This is a genomic window from Caballeronia grimmiae, from assembly GCF_000698555.1.
Taxonomy (GTDB): domain Bacteria; phylum Pseudomonadota; class Gammaproteobacteria; order Burkholderiales; family Burkholderiaceae; genus Caballeronia; species Caballeronia grimmiae.
The window spans coordinates 1-20363 of record NZ_JFHE01000026.1; the positions used below are offsets into that span (position 1 = coordinate 1).

Annotated in this window: 19 protein-coding genes; 8 read left to right on the plus strand and 11 right to left on the minus strand. The window is 61.0% G+C overall.

The features are described 5' to 3' along the window. Positions 1 to 474: 474 nt before the first annotated feature. Complete coding sequence (locus BG57_RS21745) at positions 475 to 1050, minus strand: TetR/AcrR family transcriptional regulator (RefSeq protein ID WP_035967957.1); 576 nt, start codon at positions 1048 to 1050, stop codon at positions 475 to 477. Between the two features lie 179 nt (positions 1051 to 1229). Between BG57_RS21745 and BG57_RS21750 the strand changes: the two genes are divergently transcribed. Beyond that, entirely contained in the window at positions 1230 to 2639 is a 1410-nt protein-coding gene (locus BG57_RS21750; protein ID WP_035967958.1) for an amidase, read from the plus strand. A 350-nt stretch (positions 2640 to 2989) separates the two neighbouring features. On the opposite strand, the gene BG57_RS21755 is transcribed toward BG57_RS21750, so the two are convergent. Continuing rightward, on the minus strand, positions 2990 to 3763 hold the full coding sequence (locus BG57_RS21755; RefSeq protein ID WP_035967960.1) for a helix-turn-helix transcriptional regulator: 774 nt from the start codon (positions 3761 to 3763) through the stop codon (positions 2990 to 2992). Between the two features lie 115 nt (positions 3764 to 3878). On the opposite strand from BG57_RS21755, the gene BG57_RS21760 reads away from it, so the two are divergent. Next, a complete protein-coding gene (locus BG57_RS21760; RefSeq protein ID WP_035967962.1) occupies positions 3879 to 4958 on the plus strand; it encodes an alcohol dehydrogenase catalytic domain-containing protein in 1080 nt (359 codons plus the stop codon). Positions 4959 to 5369: 411 nt separating this feature from the next. On the opposite strand, the gene BG57_RS21765 is transcribed toward BG57_RS21760, so the two are convergent. Beyond that, positions 5370 to 6356 carry a zinc-dependent alcohol dehydrogenase family protein gene (locus BG57_RS21765; RefSeq protein ID WP_035967963.1) on the minus strand — a complete coding sequence of 329 codons (987 nt, stop codon included), beginning with the start codon at positions 6354 to 6356 and terminating at the stop codon, positions 5370 to 5372. Positions 6357 to 6467: 111 nt separating this feature from the next. Between BG57_RS21765 and BG57_RS21770 the strand changes: the two genes are divergently transcribed. After that, entirely contained in the window at positions 6468 to 7337 is an 870-nt protein-coding gene (locus tag BG57_RS21770; RefSeq protein WP_035968055.1) for a LysR family transcriptional regulator, read from the plus strand. A gap of 207 nt (positions 7338 to 7544) precedes the next feature. On the opposite strand, the gene BG57_RS21775 is transcribed toward BG57_RS21770, so the two are convergent. Beyond that, on the minus strand, positions 7545 to 8294 hold the full coding sequence (locus tag BG57_RS21775; protein ID WP_035967964.1) for a glucose 1-dehydrogenase: 750 nt from the start codon (positions 8292 to 8294) through the stop codon (positions 7545 to 7547). Positions 8295 to 9200: 906 nt separating this feature from the next. On the opposite strand from BG57_RS21775, the gene BG57_RS32675 reads away from it, so the two are divergent. Then, entirely contained in the window at positions 9201 to 9431 is a 231-nt protein-coding gene (locus BG57_RS32675; RefSeq protein ID WP_035967966.1) for a hypothetical protein, read from the plus strand. A gap of 758 nt (positions 9432 to 10189) precedes the next feature. Here the strand turns inward: BG57_RS32675 and BG57_RS21785 are convergent. The 6 genes from BG57_RS21785 to BG57_RS21810 all read right to left on the minus strand — a co-directional run bounded on the left by BG57_RS21785 (position 10190) and on the right by BG57_RS21810 (position 15490). Then, the gene (locus BG57_RS21785) at positions 10190 to 11167 is read right to left on the minus strand and encodes an aldo/keto reductase (protein ID WP_052005931.1); all 978 of its coding nucleotides are present in this window, start codon (positions 11165 to 11167) and stop codon (positions 10190 to 10192) included. 92 nt (positions 11168 to 11259) lie between these two features. Continuing rightward, entirely contained in the window at positions 11260 to 12051 is a 792-nt protein-coding gene (locus BG57_RS21790; protein WP_035967967.1) for an IclR family transcriptional regulator, read from the minus strand. 36 nt (positions 12052 to 12087) lie between these two features. Beyond that, positions 12088 to 12897, minus strand: a complete 810-nt coding sequence (locus BG57_RS21795; protein ID WP_035967968.1) for a sugar phosphate isomerase/epimerase family protein — start codon at positions 12895 to 12897, stop codon at positions 12088 to 12090. Positions 12898 to 12942: 45 nt separating this feature from the next. Continuing rightward, positions 12943 to 13809 (minus strand): intradiol ring-cleavage dioxygenase, encoded by an 867-nt coding sequence (locus tag BG57_RS21800; RefSeq protein ID WP_035967970.1) that lies wholly within the window; start codon positions 13807 to 13809, stop codon positions 12943 to 12945. An 8-nt stretch (positions 13810 to 13817) separates the two neighbouring features. Further along, complete coding sequence (locus tag BG57_RS21805; RefSeq protein ID WP_035967972.1) at positions 13818 to 14903, minus strand: maleylacetate reductase; 1086 nt, start codon at positions 14901 to 14903, stop codon at positions 13818 to 13820. Beyond that, the gene (locus tag BG57_RS21810; RefSeq protein WP_229753946.1) at positions 14903 to 15490 is read right to left on the minus strand and encodes a nuclear transport factor 2 family protein; all 588 of its coding nucleotides are present in this window, start codon (positions 15488 to 15490) and stop codon (positions 14903 to 14905) included. Before BG57_RS21810 ends, BG57_RS21805 begins: the two co-directional genes overlap by 1 nt. 210 nt (positions 15491 to 15700) lie before the next feature. On the opposite strand from BG57_RS21810, the gene BG57_RS21815 reads away from it, so the two are divergent. Together BG57_RS21815 and BG57_RS21820 are read left to right on the plus strand one after the other, a co-directional pair. Then, positions 15701 to 16456, plus strand: coding sequence for an SDR family NAD(P)-dependent oxidoreductase (locus BG57_RS21815; RefSeq protein WP_035967974.1), 756 nt, complete (start codon positions 15701 to 15703; stop codon positions 16454 to 16456). A 60-nt stretch (positions 16457 to 16516) separates the two neighbouring features. Further along, complete coding sequence (locus BG57_RS21820) at positions 16517 to 17917, plus strand: MFS transporter (protein ID WP_035967975.1); 1401 nt, start codon at positions 16517 to 16519, stop codon at positions 17915 to 17917. 27 nt (positions 17918 to 17944) lie between these two features. Here BG57_RS21820 and BG57_RS21825 read toward each other — a convergent pair whose 3' ends face one another. Further along, positions 17945 to 18331, minus strand: a complete 387-nt coding sequence (locus BG57_RS21825) for a MerR family transcriptional regulator (protein WP_035967976.1) — start codon at positions 18329 to 18331, stop codon at positions 17945 to 17947. 85 nt (positions 18332 to 18416) lie between these two features. Between BG57_RS21825 and BG57_RS21830 the strand changes: the two genes are divergently transcribed. Beyond that, entirely contained in the window at positions 18417 to 19325 is a 909-nt protein-coding gene (locus BG57_RS21830) for an alpha/beta fold hydrolase (protein WP_035967977.1), read from the plus strand. A gap of 25 nt (positions 19326 to 19350) precedes the next feature. Then, on the plus strand, positions 19351 to 20250 hold the full coding sequence (locus BG57_RS21835) for an alpha/beta fold hydrolase (RefSeq protein WP_035967978.1): 900 nt from the start codon (positions 19351 to 19353) through the stop codon (positions 20248 to 20250). Positions 20251 to 20363 lie beyond the last annotated feature (113 nt).

Here is a 20363-nt window from a genome sequence, read left to right on the forward strand (position 1 = left end):
CCGCGTGTCCAGCTTTCGCGAATTACGCAGCTTAAGCAGGATTGGGAGCTATCCCCGTGCCCGGATCTAGGGGATAAAAGATGGTGATTAGTGACCGTTGTCGAACCGCGATAGGCGCGATTTTATTGACGCACCTCGGTGCGCGATGGCAACACGCAAAGCGCGGTCGCGGGAATCTGCACTAGGCCGCGGATTTTTGCCAGACCAGCGCAGGGTCGCGGATCAGGATGCCTGGCAGCGTCTAGCTGTCTCTGTTCGAATACTCCCAACCAAACGAAGTGGGTAGGGTCGCGGCGCGCCAAGTCGCATGAAACGCGACGGCGGGCTCATCTCATTTGCCGCGTCTCGTAGCGGGGGTATCCGGGCGACAGGCCGAACCTGATAAAGCCGCCTAACGTACGGGTCGCCGTTGCGAGGCGGAGAATGTTGCGGATGGACGTTGATTGCACTCACCGCGAAGTTCAAGAGCATCTCCTACCCGGGCAACAAGCCGACTTTCCTGTAACTGCTCATCAAGGCGTCGAACAAGGCAATGTCTGCCCGGCCGCGCGCCATCAGTTGAGCACCGGCCACTGCGGCGTAGATCGCGCACGCGCGCTCTTGGCTCCCCTCGGCAGTGACGACGCCCGACGCTTCCAAAGACTTGCGGAGCCAGGCCACGTTGACGTCAGCAAAGGTCTGCACTTCCTTTTTGACTGCTTCAGGCAGATCGTCATATTCCGCGGCCATAAAGCTGCTTAAGCACATGCGGTTGTCGCACTCTAGAGACCGGCGAAACGTCTCCGGGTAACGTCGCAAACTGACGAGCGGATCGCCTGACGACGCCGAGAGTTCTTCTAGCGCAGCGGCCGCGTCTTGGTAGTATCGTCGCGCGACCGCCGCCGCGAGGTCCGCTTTGCTCGCGAAATGATGGTAGATGCTGGCCGCTTTAATGCCGACCTCCTGCGCGAGTTCTCGAATGTTGAGCCCGGTGTACCCGTGCGCCTGCGCCATTCTTGTCGCAGCCACGAGGATCCGGTCCCCTGAGCGGGCGACGGCCTCAGTAGTCATCAAAGCCTTCGTAAAAAAATGGTTGACCCGACGCATTGTACCGCTTAGAGTCACCCTAACAAACGTTAGGCAGGGTGCTTGGTGCCGCACAAAATGGCGGCATTTTTTTGATCCGTTGAATCTACCTAATGTTAGGTAGATTCAACGGGGTGATAATTCACAACTGCAAGGGAACAACCATGACCTCCGAACTGTTCTATTTCGACGCCACCCGTCTCGCTGAACTCATTCGCACGCGCGAAGTCTCGCCGGTGGAAGTTGTGCAGGCGCATCTGGACCGCATCGACGCTGTCGATCCGAAAGTCAACGCCGTTGTTTCGGTCGCACAGGATGCGCTGAAAGCCGCCAAGGCTGCCGAAGCGGCTGTGTTGTCGGGTAAGGCTCTGGGCCCGCTGCACGGCGTGCCTTTCACCGCCAAAGATTCAATTGACACGGTCGACGTGGCGACCCAGCGTGGCTCGCCGATCTTTAGAGGACGCATTCCTGGCGCCGACGCGACCAGCGTTGCGCGGTTGAAAAGAGCGGGCGGCATCCTCCTCGCAAAAACGAACTTGCCCGAATTTTCATATTGGATCGAAAGCGACAACCTGCTCAGTGGACGATCGAATAACCCGTGGGACCTGGAGCGCACTCCGGGCGGCTCGAGCGGCGGCGAATCGGCGGCCATCGCAGCAGGAATGTCGCCGCTGGGACTCGGCACCGATCTGGCGATATCCGTGCGCGGGCCAGCTGCTCAGACCGGCATCGTCTCACTGAAGGCGACTCACGGACGCATACCGATGACAGGCATCTGGCCGCGCGCTCCGCGCCGCTTCTGGCACGTGGGTCCGATGGCCCGCAGCATCCGCGACCTGGCGCTCGCGTTCTCGCAGCTGTCAGGTCCTGATGGGCACGATGCTTTCGCCAGCAGTACGGTCCCGTTCCATGCCGGGCTGCGCCAGTCTGCGGACCGTCCGCTGCGAGTGGGCTGGATGGTCGGGCCTGGCTTCGGGCCGGTCGACCCGGAAGTTGCCGCCACCGTTGAGGCAGCAGCGGAGGCGCTCAAGAGCTTTGACATTCTCGTGGAGCCCGTGCGCATTCCTGCGCTAGAGCGCGACTTCGCTCTCGATGTCTTCAACCGCCTGCACGTCATGGAAATGAAGCCGGCTTTCGCCGAAGCGACAGCAGGTCGCGGACAGGACGAACTCTACAAGATGGCCAAAACGATGCTGGCGCTGCCCGATACGTCGATGAAGGACTATATCGATGCTGAGCAGGCTGCCGAGCGTCTTCGGGACGGATACGCTGAGTACTTCCGGACATACGACGTGTTGATCACGCATGTGCTTCCCATCCCGGCTCACAAGCACGGCGTGGACACGTTCGCGATCGATGGTCACTTAGTCGATGCGACTTATCTTCAGGGCGCAACTGTGCCATTGAACGTCACGGGTTTGCCCGGCGTCTCAATGCGGTTCGGCACGAGCACGGAGGGCTTGCCGATTAACGTGCAGATCGTCGGCAGTTGGCAGGATGAGTCAACCATTCTTCACGTGGCGTCGCTGCTCGAATCGGTCAGCCCTGTGCGCGATCTGCATCCGACCATCTGAGTGCCCTGCGATTCGTCCGTCGCGAAAAAGCGAAGATTAATCGGCGATGACATGTAGCGTCGAAAATGCTGGGCGTCAGAACCAGAGCACGCGACGGACGGCCGCTTCTGTTCCGTCAAGAGACATGCAGTCTTCCGGGGAACGAATCGCAGAGACGGTCCGGTTCAGCCGACGGCGGCAGTCGGCCAAGAACGGACGCCCGGCTTCCGACCACTAATCGTCGACGAGCGCCTAGCGATCAAACACATGCGGGGCAATGAGCCGTCCCATGTCGTCGGTCGCTGGAGCCTATCCGGAACCCGGCTTAACCGGCCTCGCCATGCTGATGCGCCGCGCGTGGTGAGTTCGATTCACGCGGGCGTGTATATCGCGAGTTTCAACGCAGGGTCGTCGTTCGCCTGAAACGTTGCGTAGTCGTAGCGTTGCGCGCCGCGCTCAGGATGGGTCAGCACCTTCTGCCCGGACGCGCCCCCACGAACATCGTGCGCGTTCCACCATTTCGCGAACTCGGTGCTGTGTGCGCGCAGTCGTTCGACCAGTTCAACAAACGCCGGATCGTCGGCATAAAGATCATGCGTTGCGCGAAACAACGCGATCATGCGACGCGCCTCGCTGGTCCAGGTCGCGCCGAAAAGCCGGCGTGAGTCCGGTTCGATAAACATGAACACCAAAATGTTGCAATCCGCTTCGGCAAGGCGGTCGAAGCCGAGAAGATCGGCCGCTGCTGCATTCCAGGCCAGCAGATCCCAACGCATGCCCGTGAGATACGCCGGAAGTTCGAGTGTCGCGATCAGATTCGCGATGGGTCCCGGCACGTTCTCGCGAGCGAAGGGCTGCCGATCGCCACTGCGTGCCAGTGCGCGCAGATGCGCTGCCTCGACTTTGCCGAGCCGCAGCGCGCGAGCCAGCGCCTGGAGCGTGGTATCGGACGGACTCACCGTGCGGCCCTGCTCGAGCCGCACATACCAGTCCACGCCGATGCCCGCGAGTTCTGCGACTTCCTCGCGACGCAAACCGGGCGTGCGACGCCGCCGCCCGTTACTGAGTCCCACCGATTCGGGACTTAGCTTCTCACGCCGTGAGCGCAGAAAATCGCCAAATTCCCTTCGGCTCGCTGTTGTCACGACCGTCCTTCCTCCACAAGCAGGTATGCACGAATCCCAGGATAGTACTAGGCCTTGTTACCGATTCTACGCCTGCCAGAATGGCCTTGTCCGACCACCATCAAAGGAAACTCCGATGAAGGCAGCGATTTTGAAGACACTCGGCGAGCCGCTTACGATTGAAGATGTAGCGGATCCTTCCTTGGGCACCGGCGAAGTGATCGTCGACGTCGTTGCCGCGCCAGTATTGTCGTATGCCCGAGAAGTGTTCAGCGGGGAGCGTCGCTACGCGATTGAATTGCCGATCGTCCCTGGCTGCGGGGCAATCGGGCGCGTGCGTGCGTTCGGTCCCGACGCCACTCATCTCAAGATAGGCGACTGGGTTTTCTGCGATCCGACCGTTCGTTCACGCGACGACGCGCTCACGCCCGACATCACATTGCAGGGGTGGAGTGCGCGCGGCGACGGCGGCCTGCGACTCGCGCGCCATTTCCACCACGGCTCGTTCGCCGCACAAATGCGCGTGCCGACCGAGAACGCCATTCGCATCGGTGAAATCGGTCCAGCCGACGCCGCGAAATGGTGCGCGCTCAACACGATGCTGGTTCCGTACGGCGGGCTACTTGCATCGAATCTGCAGGCTGGCGAGACATTGCTTGTGAGCGGGGCAACCGGCAACTTCGGCAGCGCGTGCGTAGCCGTTGCCCTCGCAATGGGTGTGCGCTGCGTGGTCGCGCCAGGCCGCAATGAACGCGTACTCGCGGATCTGCAAAGGCGCTTCGGCGAACGCATCCGTACAGTGAAGCTGACTGGCAACGAGGACGACGATCGGGAACGGATGCGTGCTGCTGCCGGAGCCCCTGTCGACTGTGTAATGGACCTGCTGCCGCCTTCTGCGACCACGAGGACGGTGCGCGCGGCAGTGATGGCCGTGCGGCCCTACGGACGTGTTGTGTTAATGGGCGGTGTCGGCATGCTCGGCGGCGACGGTCTTGATTTGCCTTATCCGTGGATCATGCGCAACGACATCACCGTGCGGGGCAAATGGATGTATCCGCCGCAAGCGGTCACGCTTATGACTGGCCTGATTCGTGGCGGTCTGCTCGATCTCGGTCACTTCGACGTGACGTCCTTCGCACTCGACGACGTCAACGAAGCCATCAGTCATGCTGCGGCGAATGGCGGCCCGTTCAGGATGACGGTCGTCTATCCATAAACTCCGCTGTTCTAGCGCTTCGGTCACGCGATGCCAGCGCGTCGGCATTCTTCGGACAACGCCACGCCCGATTGCGCCTGACCGATCTGACTGGAACTGGATTGACAAGATCTTGCTGCGCGAATGCGATGCGAAATCTAAGGCAAAGCGAAATTGGAAAGGCGGCTCTCGACAACGGCCACTTACTGCATGAAACGGCCGCCTTCGAGGAAGTCGGCTGACGGCTCGGGGTCGCGTTCTCCCGTTGGCCCGCGCGAGGCAGCAAGCGGCCAGTTTCAGTCCCTCGCTTACTTCCTGTGGCGGACGCTCAAATGTCCGGTTCGTTCAGATAGTGACCTCTTGCCTCTGACTAGCGAATTGAACGCCGCGTGCACCGGCCTCAACGGGGCACTCAAGCTGGCATGTTCGATCTCATGCGACGTCCACCACGATTTTTCCGCGTGCGGTGGCGTTCGTGATGGCATCGTAGGCGAGTTCCGCGGATTGCAGGTCGAACCGGCGAGCATCGAGATTCGGCGTGAGCTTGCCGGCTTCAATCATCTGTGTGGCCTCGCGCAGCATCGCTCCATGATGCGCGCGATGCGTGCCGGTCAGGAGCGGATAGAGGGTAAAGACTCCCGAGTACGTCGCTTCTCGAAACGATAGGGGAGCCAGCGCGTGCGTGCCCCAGCCCAAGGCGCTGACGACATGGCCAAAATGCTTGACCGCGGCGAACGACGCGTCGAGCGAAGGGCCGCCGACGGTGTCGACAACAACGTCGAAGCCTGCGTCCTGCGTCAACGAAGCGACATACTGCTGAACCGATTGCGACCGGTAGTCGATGGGCGTAGCGCCAAGACGCGCAACGAGCTCGTGGTCACGGGAACTCGCTGTTGCGAAGACCTGGGCCCCAAGCGCGCGCGCCAATTGCACGGAGACATGCCCGACACCGCCTGCTCCGCCTTGCACCAGCACAGTTTGGCCCGCTTTCAGATGGGCTCGGTCGACAATGCCGGAATAGGACGTGATGAACGCAAGGGGCAGCGCTGCGGATTCACGCATCGACAGGTTGGCCGGCTTGATCGCAAGCAGGTCGGCATCGACCGCCGCGTACTGCGCCAGCGAGCCCTGAATACCGCCGACGCCACCCGTCATGCCATAGACCTCGTCGCCGACATGGAACGCGGTTACCCCCGGCCCAACGGCGTCGACCACGCCAGCCATATCGATGCCAAGCACCAGTGGGAGGGGATGCTTCGCATGTGCTGCGCTACCGGCGCGGATCTTGGTGTCGAGCGGATTAAGGCCGCTTGCGGCAATGCGCACACGTACCTGGCCCTCTGACGGTTCGGGCATCGCGATTTCGGTTAACTCGAGCGGGCCGTTGTAGCGGTTAAGAACAAGCGCTTGCATGGTCATGATGGGTTCCTATCGGGTTGCTTGCTCGTTGAGCCAACGAGCCAATGGCTTTATGTTGGTTTATGCTGAAACGCATGTAAAACCACGTTTTCGCATATGCGCCATGCAAACTTGAATGGACCCCGCCTGGATTGGAGCGATGTGCGGATCTTTCTGGCCATTGCCCGCTGCGGCACGCTGGGGGCAGCAGCGAAGCGCGTCGGCCAGACCCAGCCGACGATGGGGCGCCGGTTGCGTGCACTCGAAGATGCGCTCGGACATGCGCTGTTCCAGCGCACGAGCGATGGCTTCGTGCTGACGGATGAGGGCGCCACGGTGCTCGCCTATGCCGAGCGAATGGAGGAGGAAGCGCATGGTCTCACGCGCGCGCTCACCGGGAAGGAGGCTCAGTTGACAGGTCTGCTCCGCGTCTCCTCCTCGGACTGGTTTGGCGTGCACATACTCACGCCAGTGTTCGCGCGCTTTCTCGCAAAGCACCCGGCCATCTCGTTGGAACTCGTCACGGATTCGCGCCTGTACAACCTCGCGCGCCGTGATGCGGATCTGCTGTTTCGCATTACGCCGTTTGACGAACCCGATGTCATCCAGCGCAAACTGATGCGCATCGACTACGCGTTGTATGGGCACGTCGATCTCGTTCCGCCGACACGCGGTGATGGTGACGGCTATGCGCTGATCAGTATGGACAGCGAGTTCGGCTCCCTGCCCGACGTTGAGTGGGTCGCGCGCATGTTGCCCCGGGCCCGGATCGTCTTCGGCAGCAATAATCGTGGAGTACAGGCGCGCATGTGTGCCGAAGGATCTGGCTTCGCAGTGCTGCCTTGCCCGCTCGGTGATGCGACGCCGGGCATCCGACGAGTCGATTTGGGCGAAGCGCCGCCGGGCCGCGATGTCTGGCTTGGCTTTCATCGCGATTTACGTCGCGTCGCACGCCTGCGCGCACTTCTGGATGCAACGATCGATTCGCTAGCGAACGTCTGAGTGCGATGCTCTTCTGCGGACATCGAACCGGCTCTAGTCAACGGCCATTGCGCCGAAGCCATCGTCCGAGTGTTCGTCATATCCGATGCAACGTCCATTGCATCTTTAACTACGCTATTCGTCTCCCGTCGGGAAAGACAATCTCAGCGCCAACGCAATAAGCGGCGTCGCTGACTCAGGCCGATGCCGCCCACCTGCCGCGTTATCTTAGACTTGTGCCATACCGCCATCAACGGTAAGTTCGATGCCCGAGATATAGCTGCTATCGTCGGATGCCAGGAACAACACCGGCTTGGCGATTTCTTCCGACAGACCAATGCGGCCTAGTGGCACCTGCGAAGCAATGCCCGACTTAAAGCCTTCGATTTGTTCGTCGGTTAGGCCGGTCTTGCCGAAGATCGGCGTATCTATAGGACCTGGGCTGATCGCATTCACACGAATTTTGCGTGCCTTAAGATCCGCCGTCAACGTACGCGCGAACGAACGCACCGCAGCTTTAGTGGCCGAATAAACGCTGAACGCTTCCATACCTGTGGACGATGCAATCGATGCGTTCAAAATGATCGATCCACCGTCCGGCACTAGCGGAAGAAGCTTCTGCACCGTGAAGTAAGTACCCTTCACGTTGACGTTGAAGGTTTCATCGACTTGTACTTCCGTAACCTGATCGATCGGTGCGAATGACCCCAAACCTGCGTTCGCGAAGATGACATCCACGCGGCCGTATTTCGCTTTCACGTGGTCGTGAAGCTTGTCCAGATCCGACAGCTTGGAGACATCACCCAGCACGCCTTCCGCGTCAGCACCGATGCTTTCCACCGCTTGGTCGAGCTCCTTCTGGCGGCGCCCCGTGATGATGACCTTCGCTCCCTCCTTAGCGAAGAGTCGGGCCGTTGCCAAGCCCATGCCGCTGTTTCCGCCCGTGATTAAGGCGATCTTTCCCGCTAGTTTTGTCATGTCAGTCCTTGGTTGGATGTTTGACCGGAGCAGGCCTGTTCTCAAGCGCTGTTCCGGCGCGAAGGATTAGCGGCTCCCGTAACCGTTAACATCGGTTGCGTGGGGTTGGATCGACTATAGGGGCGGTGCATCGCGAGAGATAGTAGGTGGCGACGAACACACTCGTCGGCTCAAACGAATAATCAAGATGACGCTATCGATATATCGCCAGGGAGTAAGCGCCAAACAAGTTGACGACGGCTCGATGCGCGCTGCGCCTTTACATTGTCGTCCAGCGTCACAATAGGTAGCTCTAACGTGAGGTCGCCGTCGGACATGGCGTTGTGCAATCGACTGCCACATTCAGGATCACGTTTCCGATTGATGCGGTTCGACGAAAAATTAGCAGTGCGCCGGAAACGACCGACTTGATCGGGATCGTCTCGCTCAGCGTCGGTCACAGAAGATCATTAGCGGCCCCCGGATGGTCCCAGCGCGAGCGCTGAGACCAGTGAACGCTATGTTCAAATAATTGAGGTCGCGCGCTGGCGTCAGATCCTTGTGTCGTGCTGCGCTCCCCGGTCGTCAGACCGGCCGCACTAACGGCCATTGCACGTTGGGAGCGGCCATCGGTTACGCGCTGGGTTGATTGGCCGCTCAGGGTCGCGTGCGTCGATCGCGAGCTTGCGTAGGTTCGACTCCTACGGGCCCTGCCGTATAACAGTGAATGCCTCGCACTCGGCCCTTACATTAATCCGGCAAACTTACCTGACCAGTGCAATAATGCCCGCTGATTGTGCGCAGAGTGGGGAAAATTTAATGGATACACGAGACCAGGTGGCGACCATGCGAATGGCCGTCAGCCCTTAACTAGTACGGGAACGGTCTCGTACAGCTGACGGCCAGTCGCTCCTTTTTGGAGCACACATGGTTGAGAAGTCCACCAAGCGCGCCCTTCGGCGCCATCACCTCGCACGGGTAAAGCGTGCGCGTCGCTTCTACTTCTGTGGCGACTTGTCCCTTGAGGGAAATGCAGTCGGCAAGCTGGCGCACACGGCCACGCCTTGTTCATGCTTTATGTGCGGCAATCCTCGCCGCTACTTTCTGGAACTGACCATTCAGGAACGACGTCTGTTTCAGAACGTCGACGAGGACTGAATTTTGCCCGGGGTCTATCCGGGGCGCTGTCACGCGCGCTGACTTTGGGCTTTCGTGCACGGTCCGGGGTGCCAGTCAGTCGTCGGGCGTTGACCTGCCAATAGCTGTCGATCGTCCGCCAGGCTGTTGGACGTTTAGGGCGGTGGCCTCACTCGTGATCGGCCTATGGCCGTTGTGACTGAATCATGCTTACCGGCCCCCAACGTCGCCCGCCGGGGCTACGCCCACTCAATCTAGCGAAGACCTGCTGAGCACGGCACTGCTGGCTCTATGTGCGACAGCCGGCCAGCTTTTCTTCACGGTGGCGGTAAGGTGAGATCGTGCTGCGAAACCGGCTCCCTACACTTACACAAGCATCATCTGGGCAACGTTTTTCGGCTTCTTGTTGTAAGGCGAGACGTTAGGCCTCGTGCCAGTCATTGGAATAGCCGCGCTTGTCGGCAGCTCGATCGCTGTTGCTGTTCGAGAGGAGCCACCTGAGGGACCGGCGGTCTAGCAACGAAGCTCTTAGGCGGACATTGGACCGGCTCGGGTCCATCGACCCAGCTCGGCCACAAACAGTCATTGGTCGCCGCGCTCCTGCGGCCATCAGTACGTCAACTCTTCAGCAGGGAACGGACATCAGCGCGCGGCGTTTGAATTTTTGAGGGAGGTACTCCGGTGCAGAATTTATGTCGGCCGAACCGATCGGGGAGCAGGCCTCCCATCAGCGCGCCGATAGCAAGGCCGCCTTCGTGATTGCTTGCGCGAGTACCCGCTCAATTATGCTTTTCCCAATCCTTCGTCTCGACCAGGAATGTGTCCATTTCCTGCCAGAACTGATCGGACAGGCTTTCAGAGAGACGCGCAAAAGATTCATTGAATTCGTCTGCGGTTTTGGCACCGAAAACGATCGTGCTTACCGCCGGATGCCGCAGCGGAAAATTCAGGGCAGCGGTAGCCAGCGACACGTCGTGGCGCCGGCAAATGCACTCGAGTCCTTCCGTTTGCGATAGGACTTGCCGTGTCGCGGGGCGCATGTTGTAGAAGGCGTTTGGCAGCGGACCGGTCGCGAGAATGCCCGAGTTGAATGGCGACGCTGCGATCCAGGCTATGCCTTTCTCGACGCAGTGCTCCAGTAAGGCAGTGCTGCGCGTCCGAAGCAACGAGTACTCTCCCGCAGGCATCACGACATCGACGTCGGCCAGTTCGGCGAAGTCCAGGCAGGCCTGCCAGTCCATGCTGGCAACACCTATCGCGCCGACCACCTTTTCATCCTTGAGCCGCTGCAAAGCGGGAAACGCACCTTCGACGGCCGTCTTGAGTTCCTCTCGATACGCCGTTTGTGCAAAACCGGGGTCGAGATCGTGAATAAAAACGGCATCGAGACGATCGACCTTGAGCCGCGACAGACTGCGCTCTACCGATCGAAGCGTCGTATCGAAGGTGTAGTCCAGGTAGAAGTCGCTAGCGCCTGGCAAAGAGCTTGCGCCGGGCTGGCTCAAATACCTGCCGAGCTTCGTCGACACATACAACTCGTCGCGCGGATACGCTTCTAGCGCCGCGCCAAGCCGTTGCTCGCTTTCACCGCCAAGATAAGCCGCCGAGGTATCGAAGTATCGAACGCCGCTCGCCCACGCGGCATGAATCATGTTGAAGAACGCCTGCTCGCCCGCGGCGTTAGCGAGGCTGCCGGCTCCGACTCCGACCCGAGGAAACTTCACGGTTCCTTTGTGTTCTACAATTTTCGTGTGCATTAAATTCGGTATCCTTGATAAATAGCTCAGAGAGTCGGAATCAATTTTGGGCGGCCACACAGACGATGGCCATCGCGAATGTGTCAGCGGACTTACCTGGTATGTTCGTTTGCAGCGATGTAATCGCGCTGCACGCGCTCCGCGGCGGCCTCCAGAACGGCGACGGCCCGTGCGCCGACACGTTCCGAATAACGGACCGACGGAATCGCGACGTTCAGCGATCCGAGCGGAAAGCCCGACGATGACAACACCGGCACGCCCACGCCTACGATGCCCGGTGTGTATTCGTCCATCGAATAGGCGACTCCGGTCTGTCGGATCGTTTCGATCTGTGCGAGCAGCGCCTTCTTGGCCGTGATCGTTTTTGGTGTGATGGCTTGCATTTTCACGGTCTTTACGTACTCACTGCGCATCTGATCCGGAAGAAACGCGAGAATCACCTTTCCACCCGAGACTGCATAAAGCGGCGCAAGATCGCCGAGTCGCAGGTGCGATACCAACCGTTGCGGGCTGGTCACCGTCGCAACGACCTCAACCTGATCGCCCTTGAGCTGATTGAGCGCGCACGACTCCAGCGTCTGCTGTGTGATCTCTGCCAGCACCGGCTGCGCGCAACTGACGAGCGAGCGACTATGCGTGGACTGTTGAGAAAGCCGGATAAGCGCTTCGCCAAGGCGATAACCCTTGGTGACAGGGACGAATTCAACAAAGCCACGAGCCGTAAGATTCTTGAGCAGCTTGGTCAGCGAACTCTTCGGTATGCCCAGCGCTTCCGCGATTTCCGTGTGGGGCATCTCGCGTCCCCATCTCGCGAGCAACTCGATCACGTCGAGCACGCGATCCGCCGACTTCACCACTCCGTTCGATTCGTCTTCCAACAGCATATCCGGCTCCTGTTTACGTATGGGAACATACTAGCATCAGGATGCTGGATCAGCGAGGAACGTCCGCATGCGCGCAAGGATGCGTCTCGCCTGTTCGTCGAACGGCAGGCCACGGAGCGCGAGCGTCGGTGCCTCGACGGCGAGTGGCAGACCGGACCGCAGTTTCGACAGCATTTCGCGCAGCGGTAATTCACCATCGCCGGGCAACAGCCGGGCTGTTCTCGCTTCCTGTCGCCGCGTTTCAAGAGACTGCGGTGCGGCGCTCGGTGCATCGCAAATCTGGATGTATTCGATGAGCGCCGGGTCGATTGCACCGATCTGCTCGCACGTCGCGCCCGAACGGAAGAACTGCAGTGCGTCGATGAGTATGCGTGCGTTCGACTGTCCGCTGGCTCGCACGACCTCGAGCGCGTCGGCGGGCGTACCGACCGCGCAGTACGTGATCGCTTCAAGTCCGACCGTAAGGCCGAAACCGTCCGCCGCTTCGCATAGACGGCCGAAGTTGTCCCGCAGGCGATTGCCTTCGGTGTCGTTGCCGACGCAGAGCACGTGCCGCGCACCGAGCATACGACCCGCTTCGAGTGCAGGCAGTAGTGACGCGACATCCGTCTGCGGACTCAGCCAGATGGCTTCGATGTCGAGGAGCCTGACGCCGGTTGCGTCGAGTCGCGTGCGTAACTCGCGGATCAGTGCGGGATTGCTCGCGACATCCACAATCGCGTCCGCAGCGGTAGGCGCGACCAGCCGCAAGCCGCAATATTCAAATCCCGCAGCGGCGGCCGCATCGACGAGTTGCAGCGGATGCGCGTCGAGGATGGTCAGATGATGCAACGACAGTTCATGCATGGGAACGCGTCCATAACTTAAAGAAAGGCTCGTGGCGCAGCGCGATCAGTTCTGCGGCGGCAGGACGAAATCATAGGCAAGCAGGGCAGTGGGAACATCGACGCGATGTCCGGCCGGACTCAGGCCCGGTGCGAGCGGCACCAGCGTTTCGATCAGTGCGTCTTTCACGCCGAACACGACGTCCGAATCCAGGTAGCTGTCGCCGCTCACGAACACATGCGTAACGAGCGTCTGAAAGCCGGGCGCACTGACGCGAAAGTGCACATGGGCCGGGCGGTAAGGATGTCGTCCCTGCGCGTCGAGCATGCGGCCAACCGGGCCGTCGTTCGGAATCGGATAGGCTGCGGGCACGATCGAGTGATACCAAAATGCACCATCCGGATCGGTCAGGAAGCGCGCTCGCATGTGCAGATCCGACTTGCCAGCGGCCTTCTGCACGTCATAGAAGCCATGGCTGTCCGCGTGCCACGTCTCGACCAGCGCGCCCGCGATCGCCTTCCCGTTCAGATCGTGCACGGTGCCTTCGACCAGCAGAGGGTCGCCCGGCTCGCCATCTGCGATCGAAACGCCGAGCGGCAGCGTAGCCGCTTCTTCGACATAGAACGGACCGAGCACCGTGGTTTGCGTCGCGTCGCCCGGGTAGCGATGATTGATCGCGTCCACCAGCATCGATACACCGAGCGTGTCGGACAGCAGAATGAATTCCTGCCGGGTGTCGGTGCACATCTGCCCCGTCTGCGTGAGAAAGCGAATCGCAGCAGCCCATTCGTCTTCAGTCGGCTCGATCTCCTTCACGAATGCATGCAGATGACGAACCAGCGCGGCGCTGATCTGGTGCACGCGTTCGCTCTTGCTTCCCGCAAGACGCTCGATGACCGCTGCGGTGATGTTGTCTTCGTTCAAGTTGCGCATCGTGTTCCTCACGGCGAATCGGGTTGTGGTGCTGCGCCGTGCCATGCTCTTTCGAGCATCAGCGTGATCGACTCATAGTCCGGCGTGCGCGGATTCGCATAGGTCTCTTGCAGCACCAGTTCGGCCGCGCGCCCGATGCCCTCGTGCGGCATGCCGATCTCGGCAAGAGACTGCGGAACTTGCAGCCTTGCGGCGAGTGCGTGCAGTCCAGTCCACGCGTCATCGGCGCCAAGCGCGCGTGCGATGCGGCGCATTGCATGCGGCGCCGCGCCAGCCTGATAAGCGACGACATGCGCCAGCATGATCGCATGCGTGTCGGCGTGCGGCAGATCGAAGGTGCCGCCCAGCACATGACAGACCTTATGATGCAGCGCCATGCCCACGGAGCCGAGGCAGGTTCCGCACAACCACGCGCCGTATTGTGCGCGGCTGCGCGCATCACGACTCGCGGGATCGGCGAGAATCTCGGGTAACGCGGCGGCGAGGGCCGCGATGCCCTGTTCAGCCATAATCGACGTGACCGGATTGGCGTCGACGGAGTAGAGCGCTTCCACCGCGTGGGCCATTGCGTTCAGACCGCTCGTCGCCGACAAGCGCGCGGGCAGCGTCAGGGTGAGTTCGACATCGTAAATCACGGCCTCCGGCAACACGTCGAGCGTACGACGCGTACGTTTCTCGCCGTCCTGCGTTTCCCCGATGATCGGTGTGACTTCAGAGCCGGCGTACGTGGTGGGCAGTGCGATCTGCGGCAGGCCGGTGCGGAGTGCAAGCGCTTTCGCGAGGCCGATTGCCGAGCCGCCGCCCACGGCTATCAAGGAGTCGACAGCGCTCGCCTGCGTAAGCGAGAGCGCACGCGCTGTCACGTCCCACGGCGTATGCATTGCGGCCTCGGGAAAAATCTGAGCCGGCGAACCGGTGAACAACGATGCGATGGCGCCGGCCAAATCCTTCTGCTCCGGCGTGGAGACGATTAACGGACGCGTGCAGCCGAGTTGCCGCGCGACTTCAGGCGTTTCCCGACGCCTGCCCGCACCAAACAGCACGCGCGACGGCAGCGCGTGGTAATCGAAGCGCATCGGCGAGACGTCCTCCATCACAGCGCTCCGCTTTGCAGATACTGGCGGCCGCGCGCATAGAGCGCTTCGACTTCCGGGCCCGTCAGCGTGGGCATGTCGCGTTTGACCTTGTAGCCGATTCGGGTCTGCATGTACGCGAGATGCCGATAGCCGGCGGGAAACTCGGCCAGCAGCGCGGCATCGAGCACGGGACGGGCGTCCGGCCTGACCGGATCGAGACGATCCTTTTCGTAGATGGGCTGACGAAGCAGCAGCAACCATCGGTCGTCGACCTTCTCGAAGAAGTCGTAGAAGCGGCCGGTGCACACGACATCGCATAACGTGCCTTCGACTTCTCCACGTTGCGAAATGGTCATCTTGGTCTGCGCGACTGCACGGGAGCCGTTCACTTCGATCGACGTGCCGCCCAAAAAATGCAGGATGCTCACGCCGTTCGCCCAACCGGCCTTCGTCACTTCGATAAACTCACGACCGCTTCCCTGAAACCAGGTCGCCATCATGCGGCCGTCCGGATGCCAGAGCGTCGCAAAGCGCTCCCAGTCTCCCGCATCTCGCCATACCGCCCAGTTTTCGATCGTCTCGCGGATCGTCCATCGATCAATCATCGCCTGTCCCATCTATCGGTCCTCCGAGTTCACGTATAGAAATCCGTTTCTATGGTGGTACTCATGGCCGTGCGCGGTCAAGCGGTTTTTGCAGCAAACCGGGACATTCCCTAGTTTGTTCCCGTCTGTGAACGAATGGAGGGATGACCGTTGACGAATCGTAATCTCGTTTCTAGCATGGGAACTAGGTTATATGGAGGAACAAGGGATATGGAAACGCAACCGGTAAAGGAACGAAGATTCGAAACACGCACGGCCATCGTGACGGGCGCCGCGCGCGGCATCGGGCGTGGTATCGCAGAGCGTCTCGCGGACGAAGGCTGCCGGATCGCCTGCTGGGACATCGATTGTTCATCGCTCGAAACAGGCGGTGACTCGTTCGCCGCCCTCGTGCAGGCCGTCGATCTTGCCGACGCGCGTTCCGTCGAGGCCGCGTTCGCTGCCACGCTCGAGTCGTTCGGTCATGTCGACATCCTCGTGAACAACGCCGGCATCAACGGTCCGGTCGTGCCGATCCAGGACTATCCGGTCGACGCATGGAAGCGCGTTCTCGACGTCGATCTGAACAGCGTCTTCCACACCTGCCGCCTCGCGGTGCCACACATGCGCGCGCGCGGTGCGGGACGCATCGTCAACGTGGCGTCGATCGTCGGCAAGGAGGGGCATCCGAACATTTGCGCTTATGCCGCAGCGAAGGCGGGTGTCATCGGTCTGACTAAATCCATCGCGCGCGAGCTGGCCGGAACGGGTGTCACGGTCAACGGCATCGCACCTGCGATCACCGAAACGGACCTTTTCCGGGAGATGACGGAGGAGCACATCGAGAGCAGCAAAGCACGCATTCCGATGGGGCGATTTCTGACCGTGCCGGAAATCGCCGCGATGGTGGCGTGGATCGCGAGCGACGAATGCAGCTTCACGACCGGCTTCACCTTCGACCTGTCGGGCGGCCGCGCGACGTATTGAGCGCGCGACGCTACGCGAGCCGTGCTCGCGACCATCGACAAGACACACGCAGGAGACGAAATGTCAGCAACGCATCAGCAGAGCAGTAATCAGGCACGAACCGCCACGGCGAGCGCGTGGATCGGATCGGCGCTGGAGTACTACGATTACTTCATTTACGCGCAGGCCGCTGCGCTGGTCTTTCCGCAACTCTTCTTTCCGTCCGGAGACAGTCGCGTTGCGATTGCCGCGTCGCTCGCAACGTATGGCGTCGGTTATCTCGCTCGCCCGGTCGGCGCATTTGTGCTCGGCCGTCGTGGTGATACGCATGGCCGCAAGAACCTGCTTCTTACCTGCATGTTCATGATGGGCTTGTCGACGCTCGCTGTGGGTCTTCTGCCGACCTTTGCGCAAGTGGGATTCGCGGCGCCGATCCTGCTCGTGGCCTTGCGGCTCATCCAGGGCTTCGCGGTCGCCGGGGAGATCTCCGGTTCCAGTTCCCTCGTGCTGGAGCATGCGCCACTCGGCCGTCGCGGCTACTTTGCGAGTTATGCGATGCAGGGCGTCACCGCCGGCCAGGTGTTCGCGGCGGCCATCTTCATGCCGCTCGCTTACTATTTGCCCGAGAAGCAGTTCCTGGCGTGGGGCTGGCGCGTACCGTTCCTGCTGAGTGTGCTCGTGCTCATAGCCGGTTATGTGATTCGGCGGAAAGTGTCGGAGACGCCGGCTTTCGTCGATGAAGCTCAACATCGGCAGATTCCCGCGTCGCCCGTCAAGGAAGCATTGCGCGATGGCTGGCGGGATATTGTCCGCATTGCTGCAATCGCATTGATTGCGATCATCCTCGCAGTGACTTCGATCTTCGGCGCGGCCTATGCAGTACAGCCCGCTTACGGTATCGGTCTTTCGAAAGGCTTCTTTCTCTGGATTCCGCTGCTCGCCAATCTGACCGCGATGTTCTTCATTCCCTTCGCAGGCAGTCTGTCCGATCGATGGGGACGCCGACCGCTCATCATATTCGGCGCGCTTGCTTCGGGCTTGCTGTCTTATGCATATCTCTATGCCATCAGTCTGCACAATGCCATGCTGGCGATCGTCATCGCGATCGTGATGTGGGGCGTGGTGTATCAGTGCTTCAACGCGGTCTATCCGAGCTTCATGCCTGAACTGTTCCCGACGCGTATCCGGGTTACCGCCATGGCGATCGGCCAGAACATCGGCACGGCCATCACCGCGGTCCTGCCGGCGTTCATCGCGGCCGCCGTGCCGCCCGGTACACAGCACATTCCGTTGATTGTGGGGACGATCACGCTGACCGTCTGCGGCATCGGGGCGCTAGGCGCATGGACGGCGCGCGAAACCTATCGGCTGCCCGTCAACGCGCTCGGGCAGCGAGACGCAGCGCCGATCAGTCAGGAGGAATACGACAGCCTGCGTGCGGATATCGGCAGGAAGAAAACCGCGTCGGATGTTCCCGTTTGAGGGCGATCTCTGTGTGGGCAGTCCGCGTCATTCGACGGGCGGCACCGCACCTTCGAGCAAGGTCTTGATGAGCCGCGCGCGACGCTTTTCGAGGTCCGCGATCTGACGATCGATAGCTTCGAGCCGTACTCGCTGGACGTCGGTGATCTGATCGCAAGAGCGTGCGCCTTCGATCAGAAGCATGCAGTCCGGAAAGCCGCGAATATCGTCGATAGTGAAACCGGTCGCGATCATGCGCTGAATCTGCTTGACCTGCGTGACTGCTTTCTCGGGGAACATGCGATAGCCATTGCTCGCACGTACCGAGGCGAGCAGACCGTGTTCGTCGTAATGTCGGATGGATCGCAGGCTCGCGCCGGTGAGTTGAGAGAGCTGTCCAATCGTCAGCAGTTCCTGTGAAGGCGTGTCTTTCATGAAAAGCAGGCTAACACAATTCTCTTGACTCTCACATCAGTGTAAGGGTTGAGACTAGGCGCACTGACACTCTCAAGGAAAGGCAATGAGCTTACGAACGTTTCCTCGCTTTTTGATGTCGGCGTTCTCTGCGGCGACGCTGTTTGCTTCCGTACCCGACGCGATCGCGGCGCCGAGCAGTTATACGGTTACATCGACGGATGGGGTGAAGCTGGCGGTTCAGGAAAGCGGCAACCTCAACGGCCCGCCGATCATTCTGGTGCATGGGCTGCTCGGCAGCCGCCTGAACTGGGACGCGCAGGTGCAGAGTCCCGAATTGCGCCAATACCGGATCATTACCTACGATCTGCGCGGCCACGGTCTGTCGGATAAGCCATCCGGCCCGGAGCCATATCACGACGGAAACCGTTGGGGGGACGACCTCGCAGCGGTGATTCAGGGCTCACACGCGCGCAAGCCCGTCGTGGTTGGCTGGTCGCTCGGCGGTGTGGTGATATCGAACTACCTCGCGAAGTATGGCGATCGCGCGATCGCGGGCGCCGTGTATGTCGACGGCGTGGTGGAGCTTGCGCCGGGTCAGATCGTCGATCATCCCGACGTTTACCGGGACATGAACTCGCCGGATCTGAGGACGCATCTCGACGGTGAGCGCACGTTCGTCGGCCTGTGTTTCAACCATCGGCCTGACACCGATACATTCGACCGGCTGCTCGCGAACGCCGCGACGGCATCGTGGGACATGCAGAAGGAAGTGCCGACGATGACGGTCTTCGCTGCGGAGGGGCTCGGCAAGGCGCGCGTCCCGCTGCTCTTCATCTACGGCGGCCACGACGCGCTGGTCGACACGCATGCGACGCTGGCTCGGGCGGCTGAGTTGAATCCGCGCATCGTCAGCAAGGTGTACGCGGACTCGGGTCACGCGCCGTTCATCGAGGAAGTCGAGCGTTTCAATCGCGATCTGGCCGGGTTCGTCAGGTCGGCGTCGCAGCAATGAAGTCACGTTTGACGAGGAGATAACCATGACGCATGAAGTCGGACAGGACCTCTTTCCGTGCTTTGCGAGGCTCGACGTCGAGGCGGGCGATGTCTCGTTTCGCGGCAGGATCGGCGGGACCGGATCGCCGGTTCTGTTGCTGCACGGCTACCCGCAAACGCACGTTGCGTGGCGATTGATTGCTCCGACGCTCGCGAGGTCGCATACGGTCATCGTGCCGGATCTGCCGGGATACGGCGACAGCCGGACCCGCAACGATCAGCCGCGATGGACCAAACGTCGCGCAGCCGACGCGCTCGTGGCGTTGATGGATCGACTCGGGCACGAACGATTCGCCGTGGTCGGGCATGACCGGGGCGCTCGTGCGGGATACCGGCTTGCGCTGGATCATCCGCAGCGCGTCGCCGCGTATGCATCACTGACCGTCATACCCACGCTCGATGCGTTCGCGAGCGTCGACAAGCGCTTCGCGCTCAACGCCTGGCACTGGTTCTTCCTGGCGCAGCCGGGCGATCTGCCGGAGCGGATGCTTGCGGCGGATCCCGACGCTTATCTCGACACTGCCCTGGCGAGCATGGCGGGCGGTCTCGAGCGGATCGATCCCTTGGCCCTCGACGCCTATCGAACGGCGTTCAGAGATCCGCGCGTGCGCCACGCCATGTGCGAAGACTATCGCGCCGCGGCTTCCGAGGACTTGGAACACGATGCGAGCGATCTTGCGGCGGGCCGAAAACTCACCTGTCCGGTCCTGATACTGTGGAGTGAGAGGGAACAGCAGGCGAGAAGCGGATTGCCCATCGACGCTTGGTCCCGATGGGCAACGAACGTAACGGGAAGGGGGTTGCCCGGCGGCCATCTGCTTCCCGAGGATGCGCCGAATGAGGTGTTGACGTCCCTTAACGATTTCCTGGTCGGAAAGTTCTAAGCTTGGATTCTCGGCAGACACTGAAGCTTCGATGGTGGGCCGCGACGTCTCGCAAGTGTGACGTGTGGGATCGTCTCCAAGGGCGGTCGCCGTAGTGTTCACCGGATCTGAGC

What these genes read in the sequence shown, in the direction of transcription:
- BG57_RS21785 (WP_052005931.1), bottom strand. Translation starts at nt 11,167, where the DNA reads ATGCACACGAAAATTGTAGAACACAAAGGAACCGTGAAGTTTCCTCGG.
- BG57_RS21790 (WP_035967967.1), bottom strand. Translation starts at nt 12,051, where the DNA reads ATGCTGTTGGAAGACGAATCGAACGGAGTGGTGAAGTCGGCGGATCGC.
- BG57_RS21795 (WP_035967968.1), bottom strand. Translation starts at nt 12,897, where the DNA reads ATGCATGAACTGTCGTTGCATCATCTGACCATCCTCGACGCGCATCCG.
- BG57_RS21825 (WP_035967976.1), bottom strand. Translation starts at nt 18,331, where the DNA reads ATGAAAGACACGCCTTCACAGGAACTGCTGACGATTGGACAGCTCTCT.
- BG57_RS21760 (WP_035967962.1), top strand. Translation starts at nt 3,879, where the DNA reads ATGAAGGCAGCGATTTTGAAGACACTCGGCGAGCCGCTTACGATTGAA.
- BG57_RS21805 (WP_035967972.1), bottom strand. Translation starts at nt 14,903, where the DNA reads ATGGAGGACGTCTCGCCGATGCGCTTCGATTACCACGCGCTGCCGTCG.
- BG57_RS21750 (WP_035967958.1), top strand. Translation starts at nt 1,230, where the DNA reads ATGACCTCCGAACTGTTCTATTTCGACGCCACCCGTCTCGCTGAACTC.
- BG57_RS32675 (WP_035967966.1), top strand. Translation starts at nt 9,201, where the DNA reads ATGGTTGAGAAGTCCACCAAGCGCGCCCTTCGGCGCCATCACCTCGCA.
- BG57_RS21800 (WP_035967970.1), bottom strand. Translation starts at nt 13,809, where the DNA reads ATGCGCAACTTGAACGAAGACAACATCACCGCAGCGGTCATCGAGCGT.
- BG57_RS21830 (WP_035967977.1), top strand. Translation starts at nt 18,417, where the DNA reads ATGAGCTTACGAACGTTTCCTCGCTTTTTGATGTCGGCGTTCTCTGCG.
- BG57_RS21835 (WP_035967978.1), top strand. Translation starts at nt 19,351, where the DNA reads ATGACGCATGAAGTCGGACAGGACCTCTTTCCGTGCTTTGCGAGGCTC.
- BG57_RS21820 (WP_035967975.1), top strand. Translation starts at nt 16,517, where the DNA reads ATGTCAGCAACGCATCAGCAGAGCAGTAATCAGGCACGAACCGCCACG.
- BG57_RS21765 (WP_035967963.1), bottom strand. Translation starts at nt 6,356, where the DNA reads ATGACCATGCAAGCGCTTGTTCTTAACCGCTACAACGGCCCGCTCGAG.
- BG57_RS21775 (WP_035967964.1), bottom strand. Translation starts at nt 8,294, where the DNA reads ATGACAAAACTAGCGGGAAAGATCGCCTTAATCACGGGCGGAAACAGC.
- BG57_RS21815 (WP_035967974.1), top strand. Translation starts at nt 15,701, where the DNA reads ATGGAAACGCAACCGGTAAAGGAACGAAGATTCGAAACACGCACGGCC.
- BG57_RS21745 (WP_035967957.1), bottom strand. Translation starts at nt 1,050, where the DNA reads ATGACTACTGAGGCCGTCGCCCGCTCAGGGGACCGGATCCTCGTGGCT.
- BG57_RS21810 (WP_229753946.1), bottom strand. Translation starts at nt 15,490, where the DNA reads ATGATTGATCGATGGACGATCCGCGAGACGATCGAAAACTGGGCGGTA.